At 71.3% G+C, this 19,494-nt stretch carries 19 protein-coding genes and 1 tRNA gene; 11 read left to right on the forward strand and 9 right to left on the reverse strand.

Features of this window, described 5'->3' with window-relative positions:
- Nucleotides 1-14 precede the first annotated feature (14 nt).
- Nucleotides 15-791: an endonuclease/exonuclease/phosphatase family protein gene (locus EDF53_RS02245; protein WP_111084345.1), complete on the forward strand. Its 777-nt coding sequence runs from the start codon at nt 15-17 to the stop codon at nt 789-791.
- A 326-nt stretch (nt 792-1,117) separates the two neighbouring features.
- Here EDF53_RS02245 and EDF53_RS02250 read toward each other — a convergent pair whose 3' ends face one another.
- The 3 genes from EDF53_RS02250 to EDF53_RS02260 are packed head-to-tail and all read right to left on the reverse strand — an operon-like array spanning nt 1,118 to nt 3,815.
- On the reverse strand, nt 1,118-1,735 hold the full coding sequence (locus EDF53_RS02250; protein WP_111084480.1) for a methionine ABC transporter permease: 618 nt from the start codon (nt 1,733-1,735) through the stop codon (nt 1,118-1,120).
- A gap of 50 nt (nt 1,736-1,785) precedes the next feature.
- The gene (locus tag EDF53_RS02255; protein ID WP_123292036.1) at nt 1,786-2,862 is read right to left on the reverse strand and encodes a methionine ABC transporter ATP-binding protein; all 1,077 of its coding nucleotides are present in this window, start codon (nt 2,860-2,862) and stop codon (nt 1,786-1,788) included.
- Nucleotides 2,862-3,815, reverse strand: coding sequence for a MetQ/NlpA family ABC transporter substrate-binding protein (locus EDF53_RS02260; RefSeq protein ID WP_123292037.1), 954 nt, complete (start codon nt 3,813-3,815; stop codon nt 2,862-2,864). Before EDF53_RS02260 ends, EDF53_RS02255 begins: the two co-directional genes overlap by 1 nt.
- Before the next feature lie 146 nt (nt 3,816-3,961).
- Here EDF53_RS02260 and EDF53_RS02265 point away from each other — a divergent pair, with 146 nt between their 5' ends.
- A complete protein-coding gene (locus EDF53_RS02265; protein ID WP_148058250.1) occupies nt 3,962-4,456 on the forward strand; it encodes a 2'-5' RNA ligase family protein in 495 nt (164 codons plus the stop codon).
- Nucleotides 4,457-4,653: 197 nt separating this feature from the next.
- On the opposite strand, the gene EDF53_RS02270 is transcribed toward EDF53_RS02265, so the two are convergent.
- The 3 genes from EDF53_RS02270 to EDF53_RS02280 all read right to left on the reverse strand — a co-directional run bounded on the left by EDF53_RS02270 (nt 4,654) and on the right by EDF53_RS02280 (nt 7,838).
- A complete protein-coding gene (locus tag EDF53_RS02270; protein WP_123292039.1) occupies nt 4,654-5,901 on the reverse strand; it encodes an FAD-binding protein in 1,248 nt (415 codons plus the stop codon).
- Nucleotides 5,902-5,942: 41 nt separating this feature from the next.
- The gene (locus EDF53_RS02275; protein ID WP_123292040.1) at nt 5,943-7,424 is read right to left on the reverse strand and encodes an MDR family MFS transporter; all 1,482 of its coding nucleotides are present in this window, start codon (nt 7,422-7,424) and stop codon (nt 5,943-5,945) included.
- A gap of 132 nt (nt 7,425-7,556) precedes the next feature.
- Nucleotides 7,557-7,838 (reverse strand): acylphosphatase, encoded by a 282-nt coding sequence (locus EDF53_RS02280; protein ID WP_228504877.1) that lies wholly within the window; start codon nt 7,836-7,838, stop codon nt 7,557-7,559.
- A 166-nt stretch (nt 7,839-8,004) separates the two neighbouring features.
- On the opposite strand from EDF53_RS02280, the gene EDF53_RS02285 reads away from it, so the two are divergent.
- From EDF53_RS02285 to EDF53_RS19140, 7 genes are all read left to right on the forward strand, one after another.
- Nucleotides 8,005-8,703: an NrtR DNA-binding winged helix domain-containing protein gene (locus EDF53_RS02285; RefSeq protein WP_123292041.1), complete on the forward strand. Its 699-nt coding sequence runs from the start codon at nt 8,005-8,007 to the stop codon at nt 8,701-8,703.
- 8 nt (nt 8,704-8,711) lie between these two features.
- The gene (gene nadA / locus EDF53_RS02290) at nt 8,712-9,983 is read left to right on the forward strand and encodes a quinolinate synthase NadA (RefSeq protein WP_123292042.1); all 1,272 of its coding nucleotides are present in this window, start codon (nt 8,712-8,714) and stop codon (nt 9,981-9,983) included.
- A 50-nt stretch (nt 9,984-10,033) separates the two neighbouring features.
- A complete protein-coding gene (nadB, locus tag EDF53_RS02295; RefSeq protein ID WP_123292043.1) occupies nt 10,034-11,665 on the forward strand; it encodes an L-aspartate oxidase in 1,632 nt (543 codons plus the stop codon).
- A complete protein-coding gene (gene nadC, locus EDF53_RS02300; protein ID WP_123292044.1) occupies nt 11,662-12,540 on the forward strand; it encodes a carboxylating nicotinate-nucleotide diphosphorylase in 879 nt (292 codons plus the stop codon). Before nadB ends, nadC begins: the two co-directional genes overlap by 4 nt.
- 2 nt (nt 12,541-12,542) lie before the next feature.
- Entirely contained in the window at nt 12,543-13,736 is a 1,194-nt protein-coding gene (locus EDF53_RS02305; RefSeq protein ID WP_123292045.1) for a cysteine desulfurase family protein, read from the forward strand.
- A gap of 93 nt (nt 13,737-13,829) precedes the next feature.
- Nucleotides 13,830-14,096, forward strand: coding sequence for a hypothetical protein (locus EDF53_RS02310; protein ID WP_131921776.1), 267 nt, complete (start codon nt 13,830-13,832; stop codon nt 14,094-14,096).
- Nucleotides 14,097-14,418: 322 nt separating this feature from the next.
- Nucleotides 14,419-14,500 (forward strand) — tRNA-Ser (locus EDF53_RS19140).
- 69 nt (nt 14,501-14,569) lie between these two features.
- Here EDF53_RS19140 and EDF53_RS02320 read toward each other — a convergent pair.
- Nucleotides 14,570-15,082, reverse strand: a complete 513-nt coding sequence (locus EDF53_RS02320) for an MSMEG_6728 family protein (protein ID WP_123292048.1) — start codon at nt 15,080-15,082, stop codon at nt 14,570-14,572.
- Nucleotides 15,083-15,171: 89 nt separating this feature from the next.
- On the opposite strand from EDF53_RS02320, the gene EDF53_RS02325 reads away from it, so the two are divergent.
- A complete protein-coding gene (locus EDF53_RS02325; RefSeq protein ID WP_165901113.1) occupies nt 15,172-15,768 on the forward strand; it encodes an NAD(P)H-dependent oxidoreductase in 597 nt (198 codons plus the stop codon).
- A gap of 116 nt (nt 15,769-15,884) precedes the next feature.
- On the opposite strand, the gene EDF53_RS02330 is transcribed toward EDF53_RS02325, so the two are convergent.
- Nucleotides 15,885-16,937, reverse strand: coding sequence for a Gfo/Idh/MocA family protein (locus EDF53_RS02330; RefSeq protein WP_123292050.1), 1,053 nt, complete (start codon nt 16,935-16,937; stop codon nt 15,885-15,887).
- Between the two features lie 294 nt (nt 16,938-17,231).
- On the reverse strand, nt 17,232-17,675 hold the full coding sequence (gene aroQ / locus EDF53_RS02335) for a type II 3-dehydroquinate dehydratase (RefSeq protein WP_123292051.1): 444 nt from the start codon (nt 17,673-17,675) through the stop codon (nt 17,232-17,234).
- A 142-nt stretch (nt 17,676-17,817) separates the two neighbouring features.
- Between aroQ and EDF53_RS02340 the strand changes: the two genes are divergently transcribed.
- Nucleotides 17,818-19,488 (forward strand): sodium:solute symporter family protein, encoded by a 1,671-nt coding sequence (locus EDF53_RS02340; RefSeq protein WP_123292052.1) that lies wholly within the window; start codon nt 17,818-17,820, stop codon nt 19,486-19,488.
- The last annotated feature ends 6 nt before the right edge of the window (nt 19,489-19,494 follow it).

The raw sequence follows: 19,494 nt of genomic DNA on the forward strand, positions 1-19,494 counted from the left end.
GACAGGAAGGCAGCATGGCCGCGCCAGAACAGCAGAGCACGATCGCCACCGACGCAGGCGTGCCGCCCACTGCCCTCCGGGTCGTCAGCTACAACCTCCGGGAGCACACTGCGAACGGTGAACTCGCCGCCCTGGCTGAGGCCTCCGACGCCGACGTCCTCTGCGTGCAGGAGTGCGACAGCAACGACCTGGCCCCGTCGATCGGTGGGCTCTCGCTCGCCGCGTCGACCCGCACGAACCGCCTCGGGCTCGCCATCTACAAGCGCGACGACCGCTTCGAGGTGCAGGACTTCAGCATCCACTCGCTGCAGAAGTCCCTGCACGACCGGGTCCTCGCACCCGCGCACGAACGGCTCATCGCGATGCACCTGCGCGACACCGAGGCCGACGCCGAGGTCGTCGTCGCCTCGTTCCACGCCTCACCGCTGACCGCGACGAACTCCCTGCGCCGCAAGCAGATCGAGGCGGCGCACCAGTTCCTCCGCGAGCTCGCGAAGGACGTCCCCGCGGTCATGGTCGGCGACTTCAACTACCCCTGGTTCCAGACGAACCTGCGTCGCAAGATCGAGCAGGGCGGGTTCGCACTGTCGCTGTCCGACCAGCCGACGTACCTGCGGTACCGCAAGTTCACGGGCCACTTCGACTTCGCGACGAGCGTCGGGCTGCACATCGCCGGCGTCGAGACCCTGCCGGCGGGCATCTCCGACCACCGTCCGATCCTGGTGCGCGCGCACTACGAGCACCCCGGAGCGACCGGCACGATCGAGACCGTGGAGTCCCCGGCCGCCTGACCCGCGGGCATGTCGTCGACTGGTCAGCAAGTGTCGGCCGGCGGTCCGGCAGACGACACGTCGTGACCACTCCGCGGGCGACGGCGGGAAGTCGTGACTGCTCGGCGGGCGACGTTGGGCGCGCCGGTGGAGCCGGCAACGCACTGGAGGCCCGGTGCCGGTCTCGTGTACCGGCACCGGGCCTCCAGGCGGTTGCGGCCACAGCACGTGGCGAGGCGGCGAAACGCGCCGCGCCCGCCGTCGCGTGGTCACGAACTGTCGGCCAGCGTTCCGCCGAGCGACACGTCGTGACCACTCGGCGGACGTGAGCGGGGAGTCGCGACCAGTCAGCGACGCAGGGTCGCGCGCGCCAGCCGGTTGCCGACGAACTGGCCGAGCTGCACGATGACGACGATCGCCGCCACCGACACGTACACGATCCACCAGTCGTACCGCTGCGATCCGTAGGTGATCGCGTACTCACCGAGTCCACCGCCACCGATCAACGCTCCCTGCGCCGTCATGTCGACGATGCCGATGTAGATGAACGTGTAGCCGAGGATGAGCGGCCCGAGGCCCTCCGGGATCAGGACGGTCAGCAGGATCGAGATCGGGTGCGCACCCGATGCTCGAGCTGCCTCGACGACGCCGGGGTCGACCGCGAGCAGGTTCTGCTCGACGATGCGCGACACCGCGAAGGCCGCTGCCAGTGAGATCGCGAAGGTCACCGCGGGCACGCCGATCGTGGTCTGCACCACGACGCGCGACAGCGGGGCGATCGCGGCGAGGAAGATCACGAACGGGATCGGCCGGACCAGGTTCACGACGACGTTGATGATCGTGTACGCGGTGCGGTTGCCGAGCAGGTTGCCCGGCCGGGTCGCGTAGAGCAGCAGCCCGAGGGCGAGCCCGATGACGCCGGCGATGACGAGTGACACGAGCGACATCACGATGGTGTCGCGCATGGCGGCGAGGAAGACGTCGAACGTGTCGATCACGCTCTGGAACGAGTTGTTCACGCTGCTGCCTCCTCGTCGGTCGTGACGCCGTCGGCGCGCAGGGCGGCGACGGCGCGATCGATGGCGTCCGGTGCACCAGCACCAGCACCAGCACCGGCGTCGGCGACCCCGCCGGCCGTCAGCTCGTACGTGAGCGAACCGATCCGGCGCTCGCGGATCTCGCCGACCCCGCCGTAGACGAGCTCGGCGGTGACCCCGGCGGAGCGGAACACCGCGTCGATCCGGTTCTGCAGCCCGGCCTCGTCGGTGATCTGCACGGTCACCAGACGACCGGGGTGGCGTTCGCGCAGGCGAGCGAGCGTGTCGACCGAGGGGCGGTCGTGCAGCGCGGTGCGGACGAACCGCTGCGCAGCGCCCGTCTTCGGCGCGGAGAACACGTCGTAGACGTCCCCGACCTCGACGACGCGTCCCTGCTCCATCACGGCGACGCGGTCGGCGATCTGCCGGACGGCGTCCATCTCGTGCGTGATGACGATGATCGTCACGCCGAGTTCCTTGTTCACCCGGCGGAGCAGCCCGAGCACCTCGGACGTGGTCTCCGGGTCGAGGGCGCTGGTGGCCTCGTCGGCGAGCAGCAGGTCGGGCGACGCCGCGAGGGCCCGCGCGATGCCGACGCGCTGCTTCTGACCGCCGGACAGCTGCTCCGGGTAGGCGTGGGCGCGCTCGAGCAGCCCGACGAAGTCGAGCAGCTCGGCCACGCGACGGTCCCGCTCCTCCTTCGGCACACCGGCGACCTTGAGCGGGTACGCGACGTTGCCGGCGATGGTGCGGGACCGGAACAGGTTGAACTGCTGGAAGATCATCCCGATGTTGCGACGCGCCAGACGGCGATCCCGCTCGGGGATCGCCGTCAGTTCCTTGCCCGCCACGGTGACCGTCCCGGAGCTGGGGAGCTCGAGGGCGTTCACCAGACGGACCAGGGTGGACTTGCCGGCACCGGAGTACCCGATGACGCCGAGGACCTCTCCCTGGTGCACGTCCAGGGAGACGTCCTCGACGGCCACCACGGTCTCGCCGGTGTCGGCGCGGCGGTAGTGCTTCGAGACGCCGCGGAGTTCGACGAGGACCGGCACTACTCCGCTGCCGCCTTCGCGTCGGACTCGACCGTGGTGAGCTCCTTCTGCAGCGAGGCGGCGCTCTCGTCGCTCGGGACGGCGTCCGGGTAGTCCTTCGCGAAGACCTTCTGCACGGCGTCGTCCTGGAACAGCTTCGCCAGGTCGAGGTAGGTCTTGTTGGTCTTGTCGGCGTCGCGGACGGCGAAGACGTTCACGTACGGGGCAGCCGAGGCGCTCTTCGGGTCGTCCTGGAAGATCGCGTCCTTGGTGTCGAGCCCGGCCGAGGTGGCGTAGTTCACGTTGACGATCGCGCCCTCGACGGAACCCTGCTGCAGGGCGTTCGCGGTCTGCGAGGCGTCGAGCGTCTGCACGTCGACCTTGTGCGAGGTGATGTCGGCCGTGGTCGAGAAGGCGTTGCCGCCGTCCTTGAGCTCGAGCAGGTCAGCGGCCTGCAGGACCAGGAGCGCACGGGCCTCGTTGATGGCGTCGTTCGGGATCGCGACCTTCGCGCCGTCCTCGAAGTCCGCGACGTCGGAGACCTTCGTCGAGTACAGCGGCAGCGGGTAGACGGCCGTCGCGCCGATCGGCTGCAGGTCGTCGTCCGAGGTGACGTTGTAGTTCGCCAGGTACTGGATGTGCTGGAACTGGTTGATGTCGATCTGCTTGTCCTTGAGCGCAGGGTTCGGCAGCGAGTAGTCCGAGAAGTTCTGGAGCTTCACGGTGACGTTGAGCTGCTCCTTGGCGGCCTTCACGTAGGTGTTCCAGTAGGGCAGCGACTTGTCCGAGACACCGATCGTGACGGTCTTCGGCGCAGCGTCACCGGCGGCAGCGCCACCGCTGTCACCACCGGAGCGCACGACTCCGACGATGACTGCGACGACGATCGCCACGACGACGATGACGGCGGCGACGATCCAGCCGATCGGGCGCTTGCCCTTCGGCTTCTCGGGCAGTGCGGGGGCTGCGGACATGCTGGTGCTCCTCGTGGGCCGTGCTGTGCGGGGGAGCCGCGGTGGTCCGCGGCGTGGAGTCGAGTGTGACGGGAGCGGGTCCCCGGTGCGAGTTCCGTTCCGCCGTGTTACATCGCCGTCACGGGGTGCGTTGGTTCACTCGGTACGTGCGCAGCATCGAACTCGTCCTCGACGGCCCCTCGGACGCGGCGGTCCGGGCACTCTGGCAGACCCTCGTCGCCGCGGAACTGCCGAGCCTCGGCCACTCGGGCACGAACGACCCGCACGTCACCCTCGTGGCCGGCGAGGCGCTGCCCGTGCCGACGGACCTCGACGTCGCGGTGCCCGAGACCCTGCGCGTCGCCGGTGTCCTGCTCTTCCCCGCCGGCCCCGGTCGCCACGTGCTCGGCCTCGGCGTGGTCGTCGACGAGCCACTGGCCCGTTTCCACCGCGCGGTCGACGCCGCCGCTCCGGGCTCGGTCGACTCGTCGCTGCCCGGTCGGTGGGCGCCGCACGTCACCCTCGCTCGGCGGATCCGCGACGTCGACCTGCCGGCGGCGCTCCGGGTCCTCGCTGCGGACGGGCCCCTGCCCGAGGTGCTCACCGTGGGCGGTCTCCGGCACTGGGACGGGGATGTGAAGGTGGTCACCCGCCTGCGCTGACGCGCGCTGCGGACCGGCACCGGGCCTCCCGGACGCGAGGTCGGCAAGGTCGGCAAGGGCCTGCGGAACCAGGTTCCGGACACGGAACTGCGCGATCGCGTGGTGCTGTGTCCGGAACCTGGTTCCGGGGCGCAGGTGCGCAGGTGCGCGGGTGCGCGGGTGCGCGGGGCGCGGGGGCGTCGGACTGGAGGCGCGGGTCAGGCCCGCAGCACCCGCTCGCCGAACGCGGATGCGAACGTCCGGTCCGGGTCGGCTCGTGCGATCAGCTCACGGACGTCCGCCACCCTCGGGTAGAGCTCCGCGATCGCGTCGCCGTCGAGCGAGCTCATCTTGCCCCAGTGCGGTCGGCCGTCGAACGGTGCGAGCCGCGCCTCGAGGTCGGGCAGCAGCGCAGCGACCGCCTCCGGGTGCTTCTGCCAGGTGAACGCGATGCAGAGCACGTCCTCGCCCTGGGTCGGGCTCAGCCAGAGGTCGTCGGCCGCCATCGTCCGCAGCTCGCACACGTGCAGGTGCGGCTGGATGCGGTCGGACAGCCCGCGCAGGGCGTCGAGCGCCACCGCCGCGTGCCGGAGCGGGACGAAGTGCTCGCTCTGCACCTCGGACCCGTGGCTCGGCACGGACTCGATGGGGAAGTGCGGCAGCCGGTCCCACCAGGGGCCCACCGACCCGTCGCGGGCCGTGTGGTGGCCGTCGCCGGGGGAGCCGGGCAGCCGGGGAGCGCCGAACAGGTCGTCCGGCACGGCGGTGTCGTCGGCGCCGTCGGGGACCCGGGACTTCACGAGCGCCTCGCTGATCTCGTCGCCGAAGACCGTGTAGGCGCACACCGAGTACCCGGCTGCGTGGACTGCGGCGACGTGGTCGGTGAACGTGCTCCACGGGAACGGTCCGTACGAGTCCTGCCGCATCCGGTACGTGGGTTCGAGGTCGAGCGTGACCCGGGTCACGATGCCGAACAGCCCGAGGTGCAGGACGGTGCCGGGGAACGCCGGGTCGGTGCGGTCGACGGTCCGGAGCGAACCGTCGGGGCCGAGCAGTTCGAGGGACCGGACCGCGGTGGTCAGCGAGCGGAGGGTGGTGCCGGAGCCGTGGGTGCCGGTGGCGACCGCGCCGCCGACGGAGATGTGCGGGAGCGAGCCCATGTTGTGCAGCGCGAACCCGGCGCGGTCGAGGTCGGGGGCGACGACGCCGTAGCGGGTGCCGGCTCCGAGGGTCGCCGTCCGCCGCTCGGGGTCGACGACCAGGTCGGTGGGGATCGCGGTCAGGTCGAGCAGGACGCCAGGGGCGTCGGCGGAGTCGTTGAACGAGTGCCGGGTGCCGAGCCCGTGCACCCGCGGGGAGCGTGCGACGACCTCGGCTGCTTCGTCGATCGAGCCCGGTCGGAGCACCTGCTCGGCCGTGTAGGTGACCGTGCCGGACCAGTTCAGTTCGCTCGCCGTCGACCGCATGCCGCCCACGATGCCACGTGGACCCGTGGGCGGCACCGCGGTCAGTGCGCGGGCGGGGGCGTCGGCGCGCCCTCGGGCACCGCCGGACGGGTGACGAAGACCGATGCCAGGATGCCGAACAGCGAGATCACCGCGCCGACCATGAACGCGGTCTTCACACCGGAGGCGGTCGCAGCGGCCACGGCGTCCGCACCCGCGCCGGTCGCTGCCGTGGCGGCGCCGATCGTGAGCAGGGTGACGAACAGGGCGGTGCCGGCGGCTCCGGCGAGCTGCTGCGCCGTGCCGAGGACCGCGCTGCCGTGCGAGTAGAGCTTCGGGGGCAGGCCACCGAGCGCCGCCGTGAACAGCGGGGTGAAGGTGAGCGCCAGGCCGATGCTCAGCACGACGTGCGCCCCGAGGACGAACCACACGCTGGTGTCCACGCCGACCGTGGAGAGCGCCCAGAGCACCGCGCTGACGATGATCGAGCCGGGGATGAGCAGCACGCGCGGTCCGCGACGGTCGTAGATGCGTCCGACGATGGGGGAGAGGAGCCCCATGAGCAGCCCGCCGGGGAGCAGCAGCAGTCCGACGTTCAGGACCTCGAGCCCGAGGACGCGCTCCAGGTAGATCGGCAGCAGGATGAGCGTGCCGAACATCGCCATGAAGCTCAGCGCCATCGCGACGATCGGGACGGTGAAGCCGCGGGTCTGGAAGGTGCGCAGGTCGAGCAGGGCGCTGTCGGTGCGCTGCAGTCGGGTCTGACGGAGGATGAAGACCGTCAGGGCGACGGCACCGACGACGAGCGCGGTGACCGGGACGAACAGGCCGGTGGTGCCGGCCTCGCCGATGCTGGACAGGCCGTAGACGATCCCACCGAACGCGAACGCGGACAGGATCACCGAGACGACGTCGAGCGGTGCCCGGCGGGGCGTCGAGACGTTGCGGACCTTCACCATGCCGAGGATGAGCGCGGCGATCGCGATCGGCAGGACGAAGCCGAACAGCCAGCGCCAGTCGAACGCGTTGAGGATGAGCCCGGAGATCGTCGGGCCGATGGCCGGCGCGACCGAGATGACGATCGAGATGTTGCCCATGATGCGGCCACGGTGGGCCGGGTCGACGAGGGTGAGCACCGTCGTCATCAGGAGCGGCATCATGATCGCGGTGCCGCTGGCCTGGACGATGCGGCCGACGAGCAGCAGCGTGAACCCGGGTGCGAGCAGGGCGATCAGGGTGCCGGCCGAGAACAGGCCCATCGCCCAGACGAAGACGGGGCGGGTGTTGAACCGCTGCAGCAGGAACCCGGTGATCGGGATGACGACCGCCATGGTGAGCAGGAAGCCCGTGGTCAGCCACTGCCCGGTCGCCGCACTGATGTCGAGGTCGTCCATCAGCCGCGGCAGCGCCACGCCCATGATCGTCTCGTTGAGGATGACGACGAACGCGGAGACGAGCAGCAGCCCGATCACGAGACGGGTCTCGGCAGCGGTCGGTTGCGAGACGCTTCCCGTGCGGGGGGCGGAATCGACGGCCTGGGTCATGCGGGAGCTCCTGGTGGATCACGACTGGTGGAACGAGGTGGCGCAGAACGCGCAGACAGGGCAACCGCCTGAGTGGATTCGATTATTCCGCTCCGCACCGACATCCGCACGTGAACGGTCGGGGCGACCGGGTCAGTGCAGGATCGCGAACCCGTCGGCGTCGCCGTGCGGCACGACCGGCCGGAACTCGACGTCCGTCACGGTGGCCGACGGCGGCCCGCTCCGCAGGCACTCCATCAACGTCTCGACCGCGACCGACGGCCCCTCGGCCTCGACCTCGACGGTGCCGTCCCAGAGGTTCCTGGCGTACCCGACGAGGTCGAGCCCGTCGGCCTTCCGCGCCGTCCAGTACCGGAACCCGACCCCCTGGACGGTCCCCGACACCACGGCATGCATCCTCGTCACCGTCGTCATGATCCTCACCGTATCCACGCGGGGCCTCCCGGAGTTTTCGGCCTCGTGACGATCTGTTTCCGGTTCGTGACGACCCGGAGGCCCTCACGGGCGCAACACACCGCGAAGCGGTGATAGTGTCATCGCAACCCGAACACTTCGAGTCAGAATGACATTAAGGTCCACCATGGACGAAGCAGGCACCCGCGTCGCGGTCTCGACCGTGATCGTCGCGCTGCGCCCGCACCCCGACACCGGGGCGCCGGCGCTGTGGATGCCGCTGGTGCGCCGGGTCGCCGAACCGTTCGAGGGGTCGTGGGCGCTGCCCGGCGGCTGGGTCGGCGTCGACGAGGGACTCGAGGACTCCGCCGCGGCCCGACTGCGCGAGACGACGAACGTGCAGCCCCGCTACCTCGAACAGCTCTACGCGTTCGGCGACGTCGGCCGCTCACCGAGCCGGGTGGTGTCGATCGTGTACTGGGCGCTCGTGCACCCGGACGAGGCGAACGTCGTGCCGGACGACTGGAACGTCCGCTGGTTCCTCGCCGACGAGCACCCGCCGCTCGCCTTCGACCACGACCGGATCGTGGAGTACGCGCTCTGGCGGCTCCGCACCAAGATGTCGTACTCCCGCATCGCCCAGGCCTTCCTGGGGGACCGGTTCACCCTCGCCGAGCTGCGCGGGGTGTACGAGGCGGTGCTCGGGCGCGCGCTCGACCCCGCGAACTTCCGTCGGCAGGTCGAGAAGACCGACGCGATCCTGCCGACCGACGAGACCACGAGCGGGGGTCGGCACCGTCCGGCCCGGCTGTACCGCTCGAACCCCGACCTGGCCTACGCGGACAACGGCCCGCTGCAGCAGGGCACACGACCGCAGAACCGATAGGAACCACCGTGTCCATCGCGACGACCATCGACCTCATCTCGAACGGCAAGGCCGGCGGCAGCACCTGCACGCCCGACCTCGCCATGCCCACGTGGGACTTCGACTCCCGGCCCGGGTACGGCCCGGGCTCGTCGATGACCGACGTCATCCCGACGAGCGCACCGCGGCAGGGCGTGCTGCCGGACGAGTACAAGACCGCGCCGACCGACGAGCTGCACGAGCGCATCGAGCGAGCGAAGGCCACGCTCGGCGACCGGGTCGTCGTCCTCGGGCACTTCTACCAGCGCGACGAGGTCGTCCGGCACGCGGACTTCCTCGGTGACTCGTTCCAGCTCGCCAACGCGGCGCTGACGAAGCCCGACGCCGAGGCCATCGTGTTCTGCGGCGTGCACTTCATGGCCGAGACCGCCGACATCCTGGCCCGCGACGACCAGCGCGTCATCCTGCCGAACCTCGCGGCCGGCTGCTCGATGGCGGACATGGCCGACATCGACAGCGTCGAGGCCGCCTGGGCCGAGCTGACCGCCGTCTACGGCACCGAGCCCGACGCCGACGGCCGGGTGCCCGTCATCCCCGTCACCTACATGAACTCCGCCGCCGACCTCAAGGCGTTCTGCGGGCGCAACGGCGGCATCGTCTGCACCAGCTCGAACGCCGCGACGGTGCTCGAGTGGGCGTTCGAGCGTGGGCAGCGCGTGCTGTTCTTCCCCGACCAGCACCTCGGTCGCAACACCGCCAAGGCCATGGGGATCAGCACCGACCTGATGCCGATGTGGAACCCCCGGAAGCCCCTGGGCGGCAACGAGACGAGCGACCTCGAAGCGGCGAAGGTCATCCTCTGGCACGGCTTCTGCTCGGTGCACCGCCGCTTCACGGTCGACCAGATCGACCAGGCCCGCCGCGAGCACCCCGGCGTCCAGGTCATCGTGCACCCCGAGTGCCCGATGGCCGTCGTCGACGCCGCCGACCACGCCGGCAGCACCGACCTGATCCGGAAGACCGTCGCCGCGGCCACCGAACCGACGACGTTCGCGATCGGCACCGAGATCAACATGGTGAACCGGCTCGCCGCCGAGTACCCGCAGCACACGATCTTCTGCCTCGACCCGGTCGTCTGCCCGTGCTCGACGATGTACCGGATCCACCCGGGCTACCTCGCCTGGGTGCTCGAGGCCCTCGTGCGCGGCGAGGTGCTCAACGAGATCGTCGTGCCCGCCGAGGTCCAGGCCGACGCCAAGGTCGCGCTCGAGCGCATGCTCGCGGCCAAGCCCCGCGGCTGAGCCCCGAGCCCGAGCCCGAGCCCGAACCCGAACGACCGAGGGAGACCACCGTGCACGTCGTCATCGTCGGCTCCGGCATCGCCGGACTGACCGCAGCGATCCGTGCCAGCGCCGTCCACGACGTCACACTGGTGACGAAGGGCGCGCTCGCCGACAGCGCCACCGCGTACGCCCAGGGCGGGGTGGCGGTGGCACTCGGGGCCGACGACTCGCCGGCACTGCACCAGGCCGACACCCACGTCGCGGCGGCCGGCAGCGCGGACGCGCGCGCCGTCGAGGTCCTCTGCACCGACGGGCCGGCCCGGGTCCGCGATCTGCTCGCCCTCGGTGTGCCGTTCGACCGCTCGACCGACCCGTCGGCCCTCGACCGGTACGGCGACGACCTGGCCCGCGGGCGCGAAGCCGCGCACGGACGTTGGCGCGTGGTCCACGCCGACGGCGACGCGACCGGCGCGGCGATCGAGCGCACGCTCATCGACGCGCTGCACCGTCAGCACGTCACGATCCTCGAGCGCACCTGCCTCACCGACCTCGTCGTCCGGGACGGCACCGTCGTCGGCATCGACGTCCTCGACCTGCTCGGCGAACCCCGACGGATCGACGCCGACGCCGTCGTGCTCGCCTCCGGGGGAGCGGGACACCTGTACCGCGAGACCACCAACCCGCTCGTGGCGACGGGGGACGGCGTGGCCGCCGCGTGGCGTGCCGGAGCGGTCGTCGCCGACCTGGAGTTCGTCCAGTTCCACCCGACCCGCCTCGCGGTGCCGGACGGCGGGCTCGTGTCCGAGGCCGTCCGCGGCGAGGGAGCCGTCCTCCGCGACGCGCGCGGACGCCGCTTCATGACGGCGGTGCACCCGGACGCCGAGCTCGCTCCACGCGACGTCGTCGCCCGCGGCATCGCCGCCGCCGTCCGCGACCAGGGCGGCGCACCTGTGCTCCTCGACGCCACCGGACTCGGCGCGGACTTCCTGACCGGACGCTTCCCCGGACTCACCCGGGCCACCCGTGCGGCCGGTTTCGACTGGACCCGACAGGGTGTGCCGGTGTCCCCGGCGGCCCACTACTCGATGGGCGGCATCGCCACCGACGCCGAGGGGCGCACCAGCCTCCCGGGGTTGCTCGCGATCGGCGAGGCCGCGTGCACCGGGGTCCACGGCGCGAACCGACTGGCCTCGAACTCCCTGCTCGAGGGGCTCGTCTTCGCGGTCCGCGCAGCGGACGCGGTCGCCGGAACCCGGCCCGGCCTGCTCCGCCTGCGGGGGAACGCAGACCTGCGCGTGACCAGCGTTCCCCGAGCGGCGGACGTGATCCGCGCCTCCCGTCAGACCCTGCCTGGAGGCGCGACCCACCTCGACGACGTCGGTGCCGTCCGGCAGGCGGTCCAGGCCGTCATGACCGACCGCGTCGGGCTGCTGCGTGACGCGACCGGACTGGCGAGCGCCCGGCGGGACCTCGACGCGCTCACCGCGCCCGCCGCCGGCGGTGTGCGCGAGCACGAGGACCGCGCACTGCTCGACCTGGCACGGCTGGTGGCGCTCGCCGCCGAGACCCGCACCGAGTCCCGCGGTGCCCACGCCCGCACCGACCACCCCGACACCGATCCAGCAGCCCCGGCCTCGTACGCCTGGGTCGCCGAGACGGTCACTCGACACATCGCCGTTCCGCAGGAGGTTCCCGCATGACCATCGACCCCGGCACCATCCCGCCGCACGCCCTCCGCCGCGTCATCGAGACCGCGCTGGAAGAGGACGCGCCCTGGGGGGACGTCACCAGCGAGACGCTCATCCCGGCCGACGCGACCGCGACGGCGACGCTCGCAGCCCGTGAGCCCGGAGTACTGAGCGGCGGGACCGTCTTCGTGGCGGTCATGCACGCGGTCGACCCGTCGATCCGGGCGACCCTGCACGCCGACGAGGGGTCCGCGTTCACCGCCGGCGACACGCTCGCCACCGTGACGGGGTCGGCGCGTTCGGTGCTCCGCGCCGAGCGGGTCGCGCTGAACCTGGTGCAGCGCATGTCGGGGATCGCCACCGCCACCGCGGCCCACGTCGCGGCCGCAGCGGGCACCTCGGCGCGGATCGTCGACACCCGGAAGACCACGCCAGGCCTCCGTGCGCTCGAGCGGTACGCCGTGCGCTGCGGCGGCGGCCACAACCACCGCACGTCGCTGTCCGACGCCGTGCTGGCCAAGGACAACCACCTGGCCGTGCTGCTCGCCGGCGGCATCGGCATCGGTGACGCGATCACCGCAGCGCGGCAGCGGCTCGGGCACACCGTGCACGTCGAGGTCGAGGTGGACCGCATCGACCAGATCGAGCCCGTCGTCGCGGCGGGCGTCGACACGATCATGCTCGACAACTTCACGCCGGCCGAGCTCGAGACGGGTGTCGGCATCGTCGCGGGTCGCGCGCTCGTCGAGGCGTCGGGCGGGGTGTCCCTCGACACCGTCGCGGCCATCGCCGCGACCGGGGTGGACGTCATCTCGGTCGGGGCGCTCACGCACTCGGCCCGGGCGCTCGACCTCGGGCTCGACATCGCGGTGGCGGCCGGGGGCTGACCGTGTTCTACCTGGACCGGGCGGCCACGACCCCCGTCCGCCGCGAGGTCCTCGAGGCGATGTGGCCGTACCTGACCGGGGTGTTCGGCAACCCGTCGTCGACGCACGGTGTCGGGGACGAGGCCGCGCGCGGGCTCGCGGCCGCACGGGCCACGGTCGCCGGCGTGCTCGGCTGCCGACCGGCCGAGGTCGTCTTCACCACGGGTGGGACCGAGGGTGCGAACACCGCGCTCAAGGGGATCGCGCTCGCCGCCCCACGCGGACGCCACGTCGTCACCAGCGCGATCGAGCACGAGGCCGTGCTCGAGAGCTGCGCGTACCTGGCACGCTTCCACGGCTTCGACGTCACGGTGCTGCCGGTCGCGTCGGACGGCCTGGTCGACCCGTCGGTGCTGCGCGCGGCGCTCCGGCCGGACACGACCCTCGTGTCGATCGCGCACGCCGACAACGAGATCGGCACCGTGCAGGACGTCCCGGCGCTCGCCGCCGAGGCCCACGCGGTCGGCGCGCGCTTCCACACCGACGCCGTGCAGTCCGCGCCGTGGCTGCCGGTCGGGCTCGACGTCCTGGGTGTCGACGCACTGTCGCTGTCCGGGCACAAGCTCGGGGCGCCGAAGGGGACCGGTGTGCTCGCGGTCCGGTCGGGGGTGCCCGTCGAACCGTTGCTGCACGGCGGGGGACAGGAGCGGGGCCGACGCTCCGGCACCGAGGACGTCGCCGGCGCGGTGGCGGTCGCGACGGCGCTCGGGCTGGTGGCCTCCGGCGGTGCTGCTGCCGCCGGTGGTGCTGCTGCCGCCGGCGGTGCTGCTGCCTCTGGTGGTTCTGCTGCCGCCGCCGCCGCGACGACCGTCCGTGACGCCGTGCTCGACGGGGTGCTCGCCGCCGTCCCCGGCGCGTTCGTGACCGGGTCGCGCGAGCACCGGCTGCCCGGGCACGCGTCGTTCTGCTTCCCCGGGGTCAACGGCGAGACCGTGCTGCTCGAGCTGGAACAGCGCGACGTCGTGTCCTCGTCCGGCAGTGCCTGCGCCGCCGGCAGCACCGAGGCGTCGCACGTGCTCACCGCGCTCGGGATCCCGGACGAGGTCGCCCGCACCGCGCTCCGACTCACCTTCGACGGTTCCCTCGGCGCCGAGGACGTCCCGGTCGTCGTCGGAGCCGTCGCGGACGCCGTGGCCACCGTCCGTGCACTCGGCTGACGTGTCGAACGCAGGGTGTACTAGACGTTCTACTCCATGAGTGGGGTCGTGTCCCCCCTTATGCGGACACGGAATCTGCGCCAGAGTGTCCACATGGCAAACGTGATGATGACCCGGACACGACGGGACGACCGCTTCCGAGCGGTGCAGCTCCTGCCCGCACCGGCGACCCTCGTCGCGCTCGCCCTGGCTGCGCAGCACGACCTCGGCACCGCCCCCCTCGGGCTGATCGCCGCCGTCGGAGCCCTCGCGACCGTCGGGAGCGCCCTGCTCCCCATGATCCGACCCGCCGCCGCTCGACGATCGATGCCCGCACCGATCGAGACGGACCGGTACCGAGAGGACACCGAACACCCTTGAGGTCCGACACCGCCCGGCTCCTCCCGTGATCCGGCCGGTGCCCCAGACCGGATGCCGATACCCCTGATCGACATCCGGAGCGGGGCGCGACGTTCCCCCTGTCGTCGCGTCCCGCCACACACCGCGACCCGCCGTGGGCCGACGTCGACCCCCTGAACGACGTCAGTTCCCCTGCAGCCCACGGCGGGCTCCCGGTGTCTCCCGCTCCCGCTACCGTCGGGGCATGCCCTCGTACCGTGTGACCCTGGCGATCGGCGCGCTCGCCGCCGGCACCGCGCCCGACGCCGTCCTGCCCGCTGCGGCCCGGCTGGTCGCCGAGCACGCCGTGGTCGAGGCGCAGGACGTCCGCCTGCTGCGCGGTGTGCCGTGCGCGGTCGTCCGGTTCGAGTCCGACGACGACGCCACGGCAGCGGTCGTGCGCGACCGGGCCGTGCACGGCCTCCGCGACGTGGTCGAGATCCGCTCCGCCGTCGTCACGCGCCGCGACGGTGCGCGGTGGATCCCGGTGGCGTGACGACTGCGGCCGTGCCGTCCGGGGCGTGCGGCGCGCCCGGCCAGACGTAGTCGAGGTCGTCGGGCGCGTCCGGGAACAGTGCGCGGTAGTGCTCCGGCGCCTTCTGCACCAACTTCGAGCGGTGTGACGCGTGCAGGGCCTCGTCGTCGTTCCACGGCGGGATCGGGACGTCGCCGCGCTCGTACGCCGCCAGGTCCTCCGGGACCCGCCCGAGGTCCAGCAGCGTCTTCTCCAGGCAGGTGTCCACGTGCCCGCGGTCGAGCCAGACGCAGCACGTCGCCTCCTGGTACGCCATCAGCGCCGGACGGTAGCCGCGCCACATCGCGGTGACCGGGTGGTGCTGCCAGCCGTACCCCGGCAGCGTCAGCGCCCGCATCACCTGCAGGGTCTCCACGCGCTGCTTGCCGAGACGCCGGTCGTCGAGGACCTCGGCAGAGGCCCGGAAGTCGGCGTACGGCAAGAACGTCTGCATGCCGCGGGACGGTACCCGGGGGGCCTGGCACCCGACACATGTCGTCACACGCGGACCGCCCCGGCGGCAGGCGTGTGAGCATCGACCGCATGAGTGGAGAACTGGTCGTCGGCGTCAGCGGTAGCCCTTCGGACCCCTCGAGGACGTCCACCCTGGTCGCGGCCACGGTGGCGCGCCTCGGGCAGGAGATCGAGGGTGCCCGCACCGAGACCATCGAGATCGGCCCGCTCCTGGCCGACCTCGGTGCCGCGTCGTCGCGCGAGGCGATGTCCGAGCGCACCCGGGCGGCACTCGAGACCGTCGAGGCCGCCGACGTGCTCGTCGTCGGCAGCCCGGCGTTCCGCGCCGCCTACTCCGGCGCGTTCAAGCTGTTCTTCGACTGGATCGGGCAGTACGACCTCGTCGACACCCCGGTCCTGCTGACCGCAACGGGCGGCAGCGACCGTCACGCCCTGCTCGTCGAGCACCAGATGCGCCCGCTGTTCGGCTTCTTCCAGTCGACGACGCTGCCGATCGGGGTGTTCGGCAACGAGCGCGACTTCACCAAGCGCGAAGGTGGCTACGACATCGGCAACGTCGACCTGGAACTCCGCATCGACCAGGCCGTGCGCCGGGCGATCCCGATCATCCGCGGGGGCTTCGCCACGGCCGGCCTGGCCGACGTGCGGCGCCCCGCGGACTTCTGACGCGGGGCCGCCGCTCTCCCGCGCGTTCCTGGCCGATTCGGGCGTACCTGGTCTGGAGTTCTCACCAGGTACGCCCGAATCGACCTCGCATCGCAGATGTCGTGGGAAGGAACGCTCTACGGAGCGGGGACGGTGACCGTTTCGCCCGACGCCGCCGACCGGCGCGCCGCGTCGAGCACCTCGACCACGTGCACCGCGTCGTCGACGGGCACCGGCACCGGACCGAGCCCCCGGACGGCCCGCGCGAACCGCTCGTAGTAGTCCGTGTAGGAGCTCTGTGCCGACGGGACGTCGACCGTGCCGGACTCCGTCGTGAGGGTCCCGGACGAAGGCTCGACTCCCCAGGTCGACCGGTCGTCGGCAGGTGACGCACCCGCCACGGCTGCCTGTGCCTGCACGTCGGTGCTCGTGGCCTCGTACGTCCCGTCGACACCGTCGAGGCGGAGCTGCCGTGCACCCAGCCACCCGGCCTTGTTCGACGTCAGGACGGACTCGACACCGGACACGTGCGTCGCTGCGAGCGTGAAGCCGGCGTCGATCTGGCCGTCCTGGTCACGGCCGAGCGAGCGGGCATCGCGGACGTCGAGCGTGCAGGACACCCGGGCGATCGGTCCGAACAACGACACGGCCTGGTCGACCAGGTGCGATCCGATGTCGGAGAGCACGCCGCCGCCGATGCCGGTCGCGATGCCGTGCCGCTCGACCATGTCGAAGCGGGACCAGAAGCGCAGTGGCGTCCCGACCCGTCCGGCGTCCAGCACGCTCCGGAGGGTCGTGAGGTCGGTGTCCCAGCGGCGGTTGTGGAAGGGCGTGATCACGACGCCGGCGTCGGCCGCGGCCTGCCGGATCTCGCGCGCGGTGGCCGGGTCCGGGGCGAACGGCTTGTCCGCGACGACGGCGACCCCGGCGGCGATCGCCTGCAGGACGAGTTCGCGGCGGGTGGACGGGGGAGTGGTGACGACGACGGCGTCGACGCCTGCGGCGATCAGGTCACCGAGGGAGTCGTGCACGGTGACGCCGGGCAGGTCGGTCGCGAGTTGCTCGCGCTTCGCGGCCGAGCGGGCGACGACGCCGACGAGCTCGATGCCTGCCGCGTCCAGCAGGAACGGGCGGTGGAACGCCCGCCCTCCGATGCCGTAGCCGACGAGTCCGATGCGCACTTTGTCCATACATGTGAACCTAGCGCGTCCAGCCAGAGTTGGGAACGTTCCAACGAGGCGGACGGGAGGCCCGCTGCGGCCCCGCCACGGGCCTGCCGTCCGCCTTTTGCGCACGTGTCGGGCGCGACGTGCGCGCGTGACCTGCGTGACGTGCGCGACGTGCGCGACGTGCGCGACCGCCAGGTTCCACGACTTGCCGTCCGCGTGACGCCGAGGTTCCACTCCGGGGCGGCAGCGGCGCCGAGGTTCCGAGATCTCGGAACCTCGGCGGGGCGAGAGACGCCCGTGCCGCCTGACGGGGGGTCAGGCGATGAGGGACGCGACGTGTGCGACCGCCAGGCGGTAGCCGTCTGCGCCCGCGCCGGCGATGACCGCGGTCGCAGCGGTGGCGACGTGGTCGACGTGTCGGAAGGGCTCGCGCTTCCACGTGTTCGACAGGTGCACCTCGACGACGGGGACGGACAGCGCCTCGACCGCGTCGTGCAGCGCGACCGAGGTGTGGGCGTAGGCCGCGGGGTTGATCACGACCGCGGCGAAGTCGTCGAGGGCCTCGTGCAGCCACTCGACCAGTTCGCCCTCGCGGTTCGTCTGCCGGAAGTCCGCGTCCAGCCCGTGCACGGCCGCCTCGGTGTGCACGATCGCCTCGAGCTCGGCGAGCGTCACGGTGCCGTACTGCTCCGGGTCGCGCCGCCCGAGGATGTCGAGGTTCGGTCCGTTGAGGACGAGGATGCGCGCCTGGTCGGTCATGGGGCGAGCCTAGCGATCGCGGGCCACGGGGTACCGCCGGCAGACACATGCCTCGGCTATGTGAACGGTCACAATTCGGTGTAACGTCTCCGTCCGGGTCGGCGGAGTTGTCGACTGCAACACACTGACGTGGAGATGTTGAATGGTTCTCGCTGCAGCGAACGAAGGGATCCGGCTCGACTTGGGCTGGGTCGACTACCTGATGGTCATCGTGTACTTCGCGGTCGTCATCGGGATCGGGTTCACCGCCCGCAAACAGGTCCGGACGAGCATGGACTTCTTCCTGTCCGGGCGCTCGATGCCGGCGTGGATCACGGGCCTGGCCTTCGTGTCCGCGAACCTCGGTGCGACCGAGATCCTCGGCATGGCCGCCAACGGTGCCCAGATCGGCATGGCGACCCTGCACTACTACCTGGTCGGCGCGGTGCCGGCCATGGTGTTCCTCGGGCTCGTGATGATGCCCTTCTACTACGGCTCCAAGGTCCGGTCGGTGCCGGAGTTCATGCTCCGCCGGTTCGGCAAGGCCCCGCACCTGGTGAACTCGATCGCGTTCGCGGTGTCGAACGTGCTCATCGCGGGCATCAACCTCTACGCCATGGCCATCGTCATCGAGGCGATGCTCGGCTGGCCGGAGTGGCTGGCCATCGTCGTGTCCGCCGGCTTCGTGCTCGTCTACATCACCCTCGGTGGGCTCTCGAGCGCGATCTACAACGAGGTCATGCAGTTCTTCGTGATCATCGCCGGGCTCATCCCGCTGACGATCGTCGGTCTGCACCGCGTCGGCGGCTGGGACGGACTGTCGTCTGCCATCGTGAAGACCCAGGGCGTGCAGCACCTGCAGGCCTGGGCCGGCACCGGCTTCGGTGACGTGACCAACCCGATCGGCGCCAACTGGCTCGCGATCGTGCTCGGCCTGGGCTTCGTCCTCGGCTTCGGATACTGGACCACCAACTTCACCGAGGTGCAGCGCGCGTTCTCGGCGAAGAACATGTCCGCAGCGCGCCGCACGCCGCTCATCGCCGCGATCCCGAAGTTGTTCATCCCGGCCATCGTCGTGATCCCCGGTCTCATCGCCGCGGCGGTCGTCGGCAACCAGTTCGCCGACGGCTCGCTCACCTACAACGACGCGATCCCGAAGCTCATCCAGATGTACCTGCCGACCGGTGTCCTCGGCGTCGCGGTGACCGGCCTGCTGGCGTCCTTCATGGCCGGCATGGCGGCCAACGTCTCGTCGTTCAACACCGTCTTCACGTACGACATCTGGCAGCGCTACATCAAGCCGAACATGCCGGACATCCACTACCTGAAGACCGGTCGCTGGGTCACCGTCGTCGGCGTCCTGGTCGGCATCGCGACCGCGTTCATCGCGGCCCAGGCGTCGAACATCATGACGTACATGCAGACGCTGTTCTCGTTCTTCAACGCGCCGCTGTTCGCCGTCTTCATCCTCGGCCTGCTCTGGAAGCGGATGACCACACAGGGTGCGCTCTGGGGCTACGTGCTCGGCATCGTCACGCCGACGATCACCTGGATCGCGTACCTCGTGAACCCGGACCTGTTCGCCACCGCGACCGCCGAGACCCTGTACGGCGCGATCATCTCGTTCGTGACCGTCCTGATCGTCGGGTTCATCGTCTCGATGTTCACCACGCCCAAGGACGAGAAGGAGCTCGGCGGTCTGGTCTACGGCATCGGCAAGATCGACCTGCACGGCGACTCCGTCGCGACCGACACCGCCTGGTACCGCTCGCCCGCACTGCTCGGCACCGTCGCACTGATCCTGTGCGTCGTCCTGTACCTGCCGTTCCTCTGATCCGCG

It is taken from the genome of Curtobacterium sp. PhB78 (assembly GCF_003751685.1).
GTDB lineage: Bacteria > Actinomycetota > Actinomycetes > Actinomycetales > Microbacteriaceae > Curtobacterium.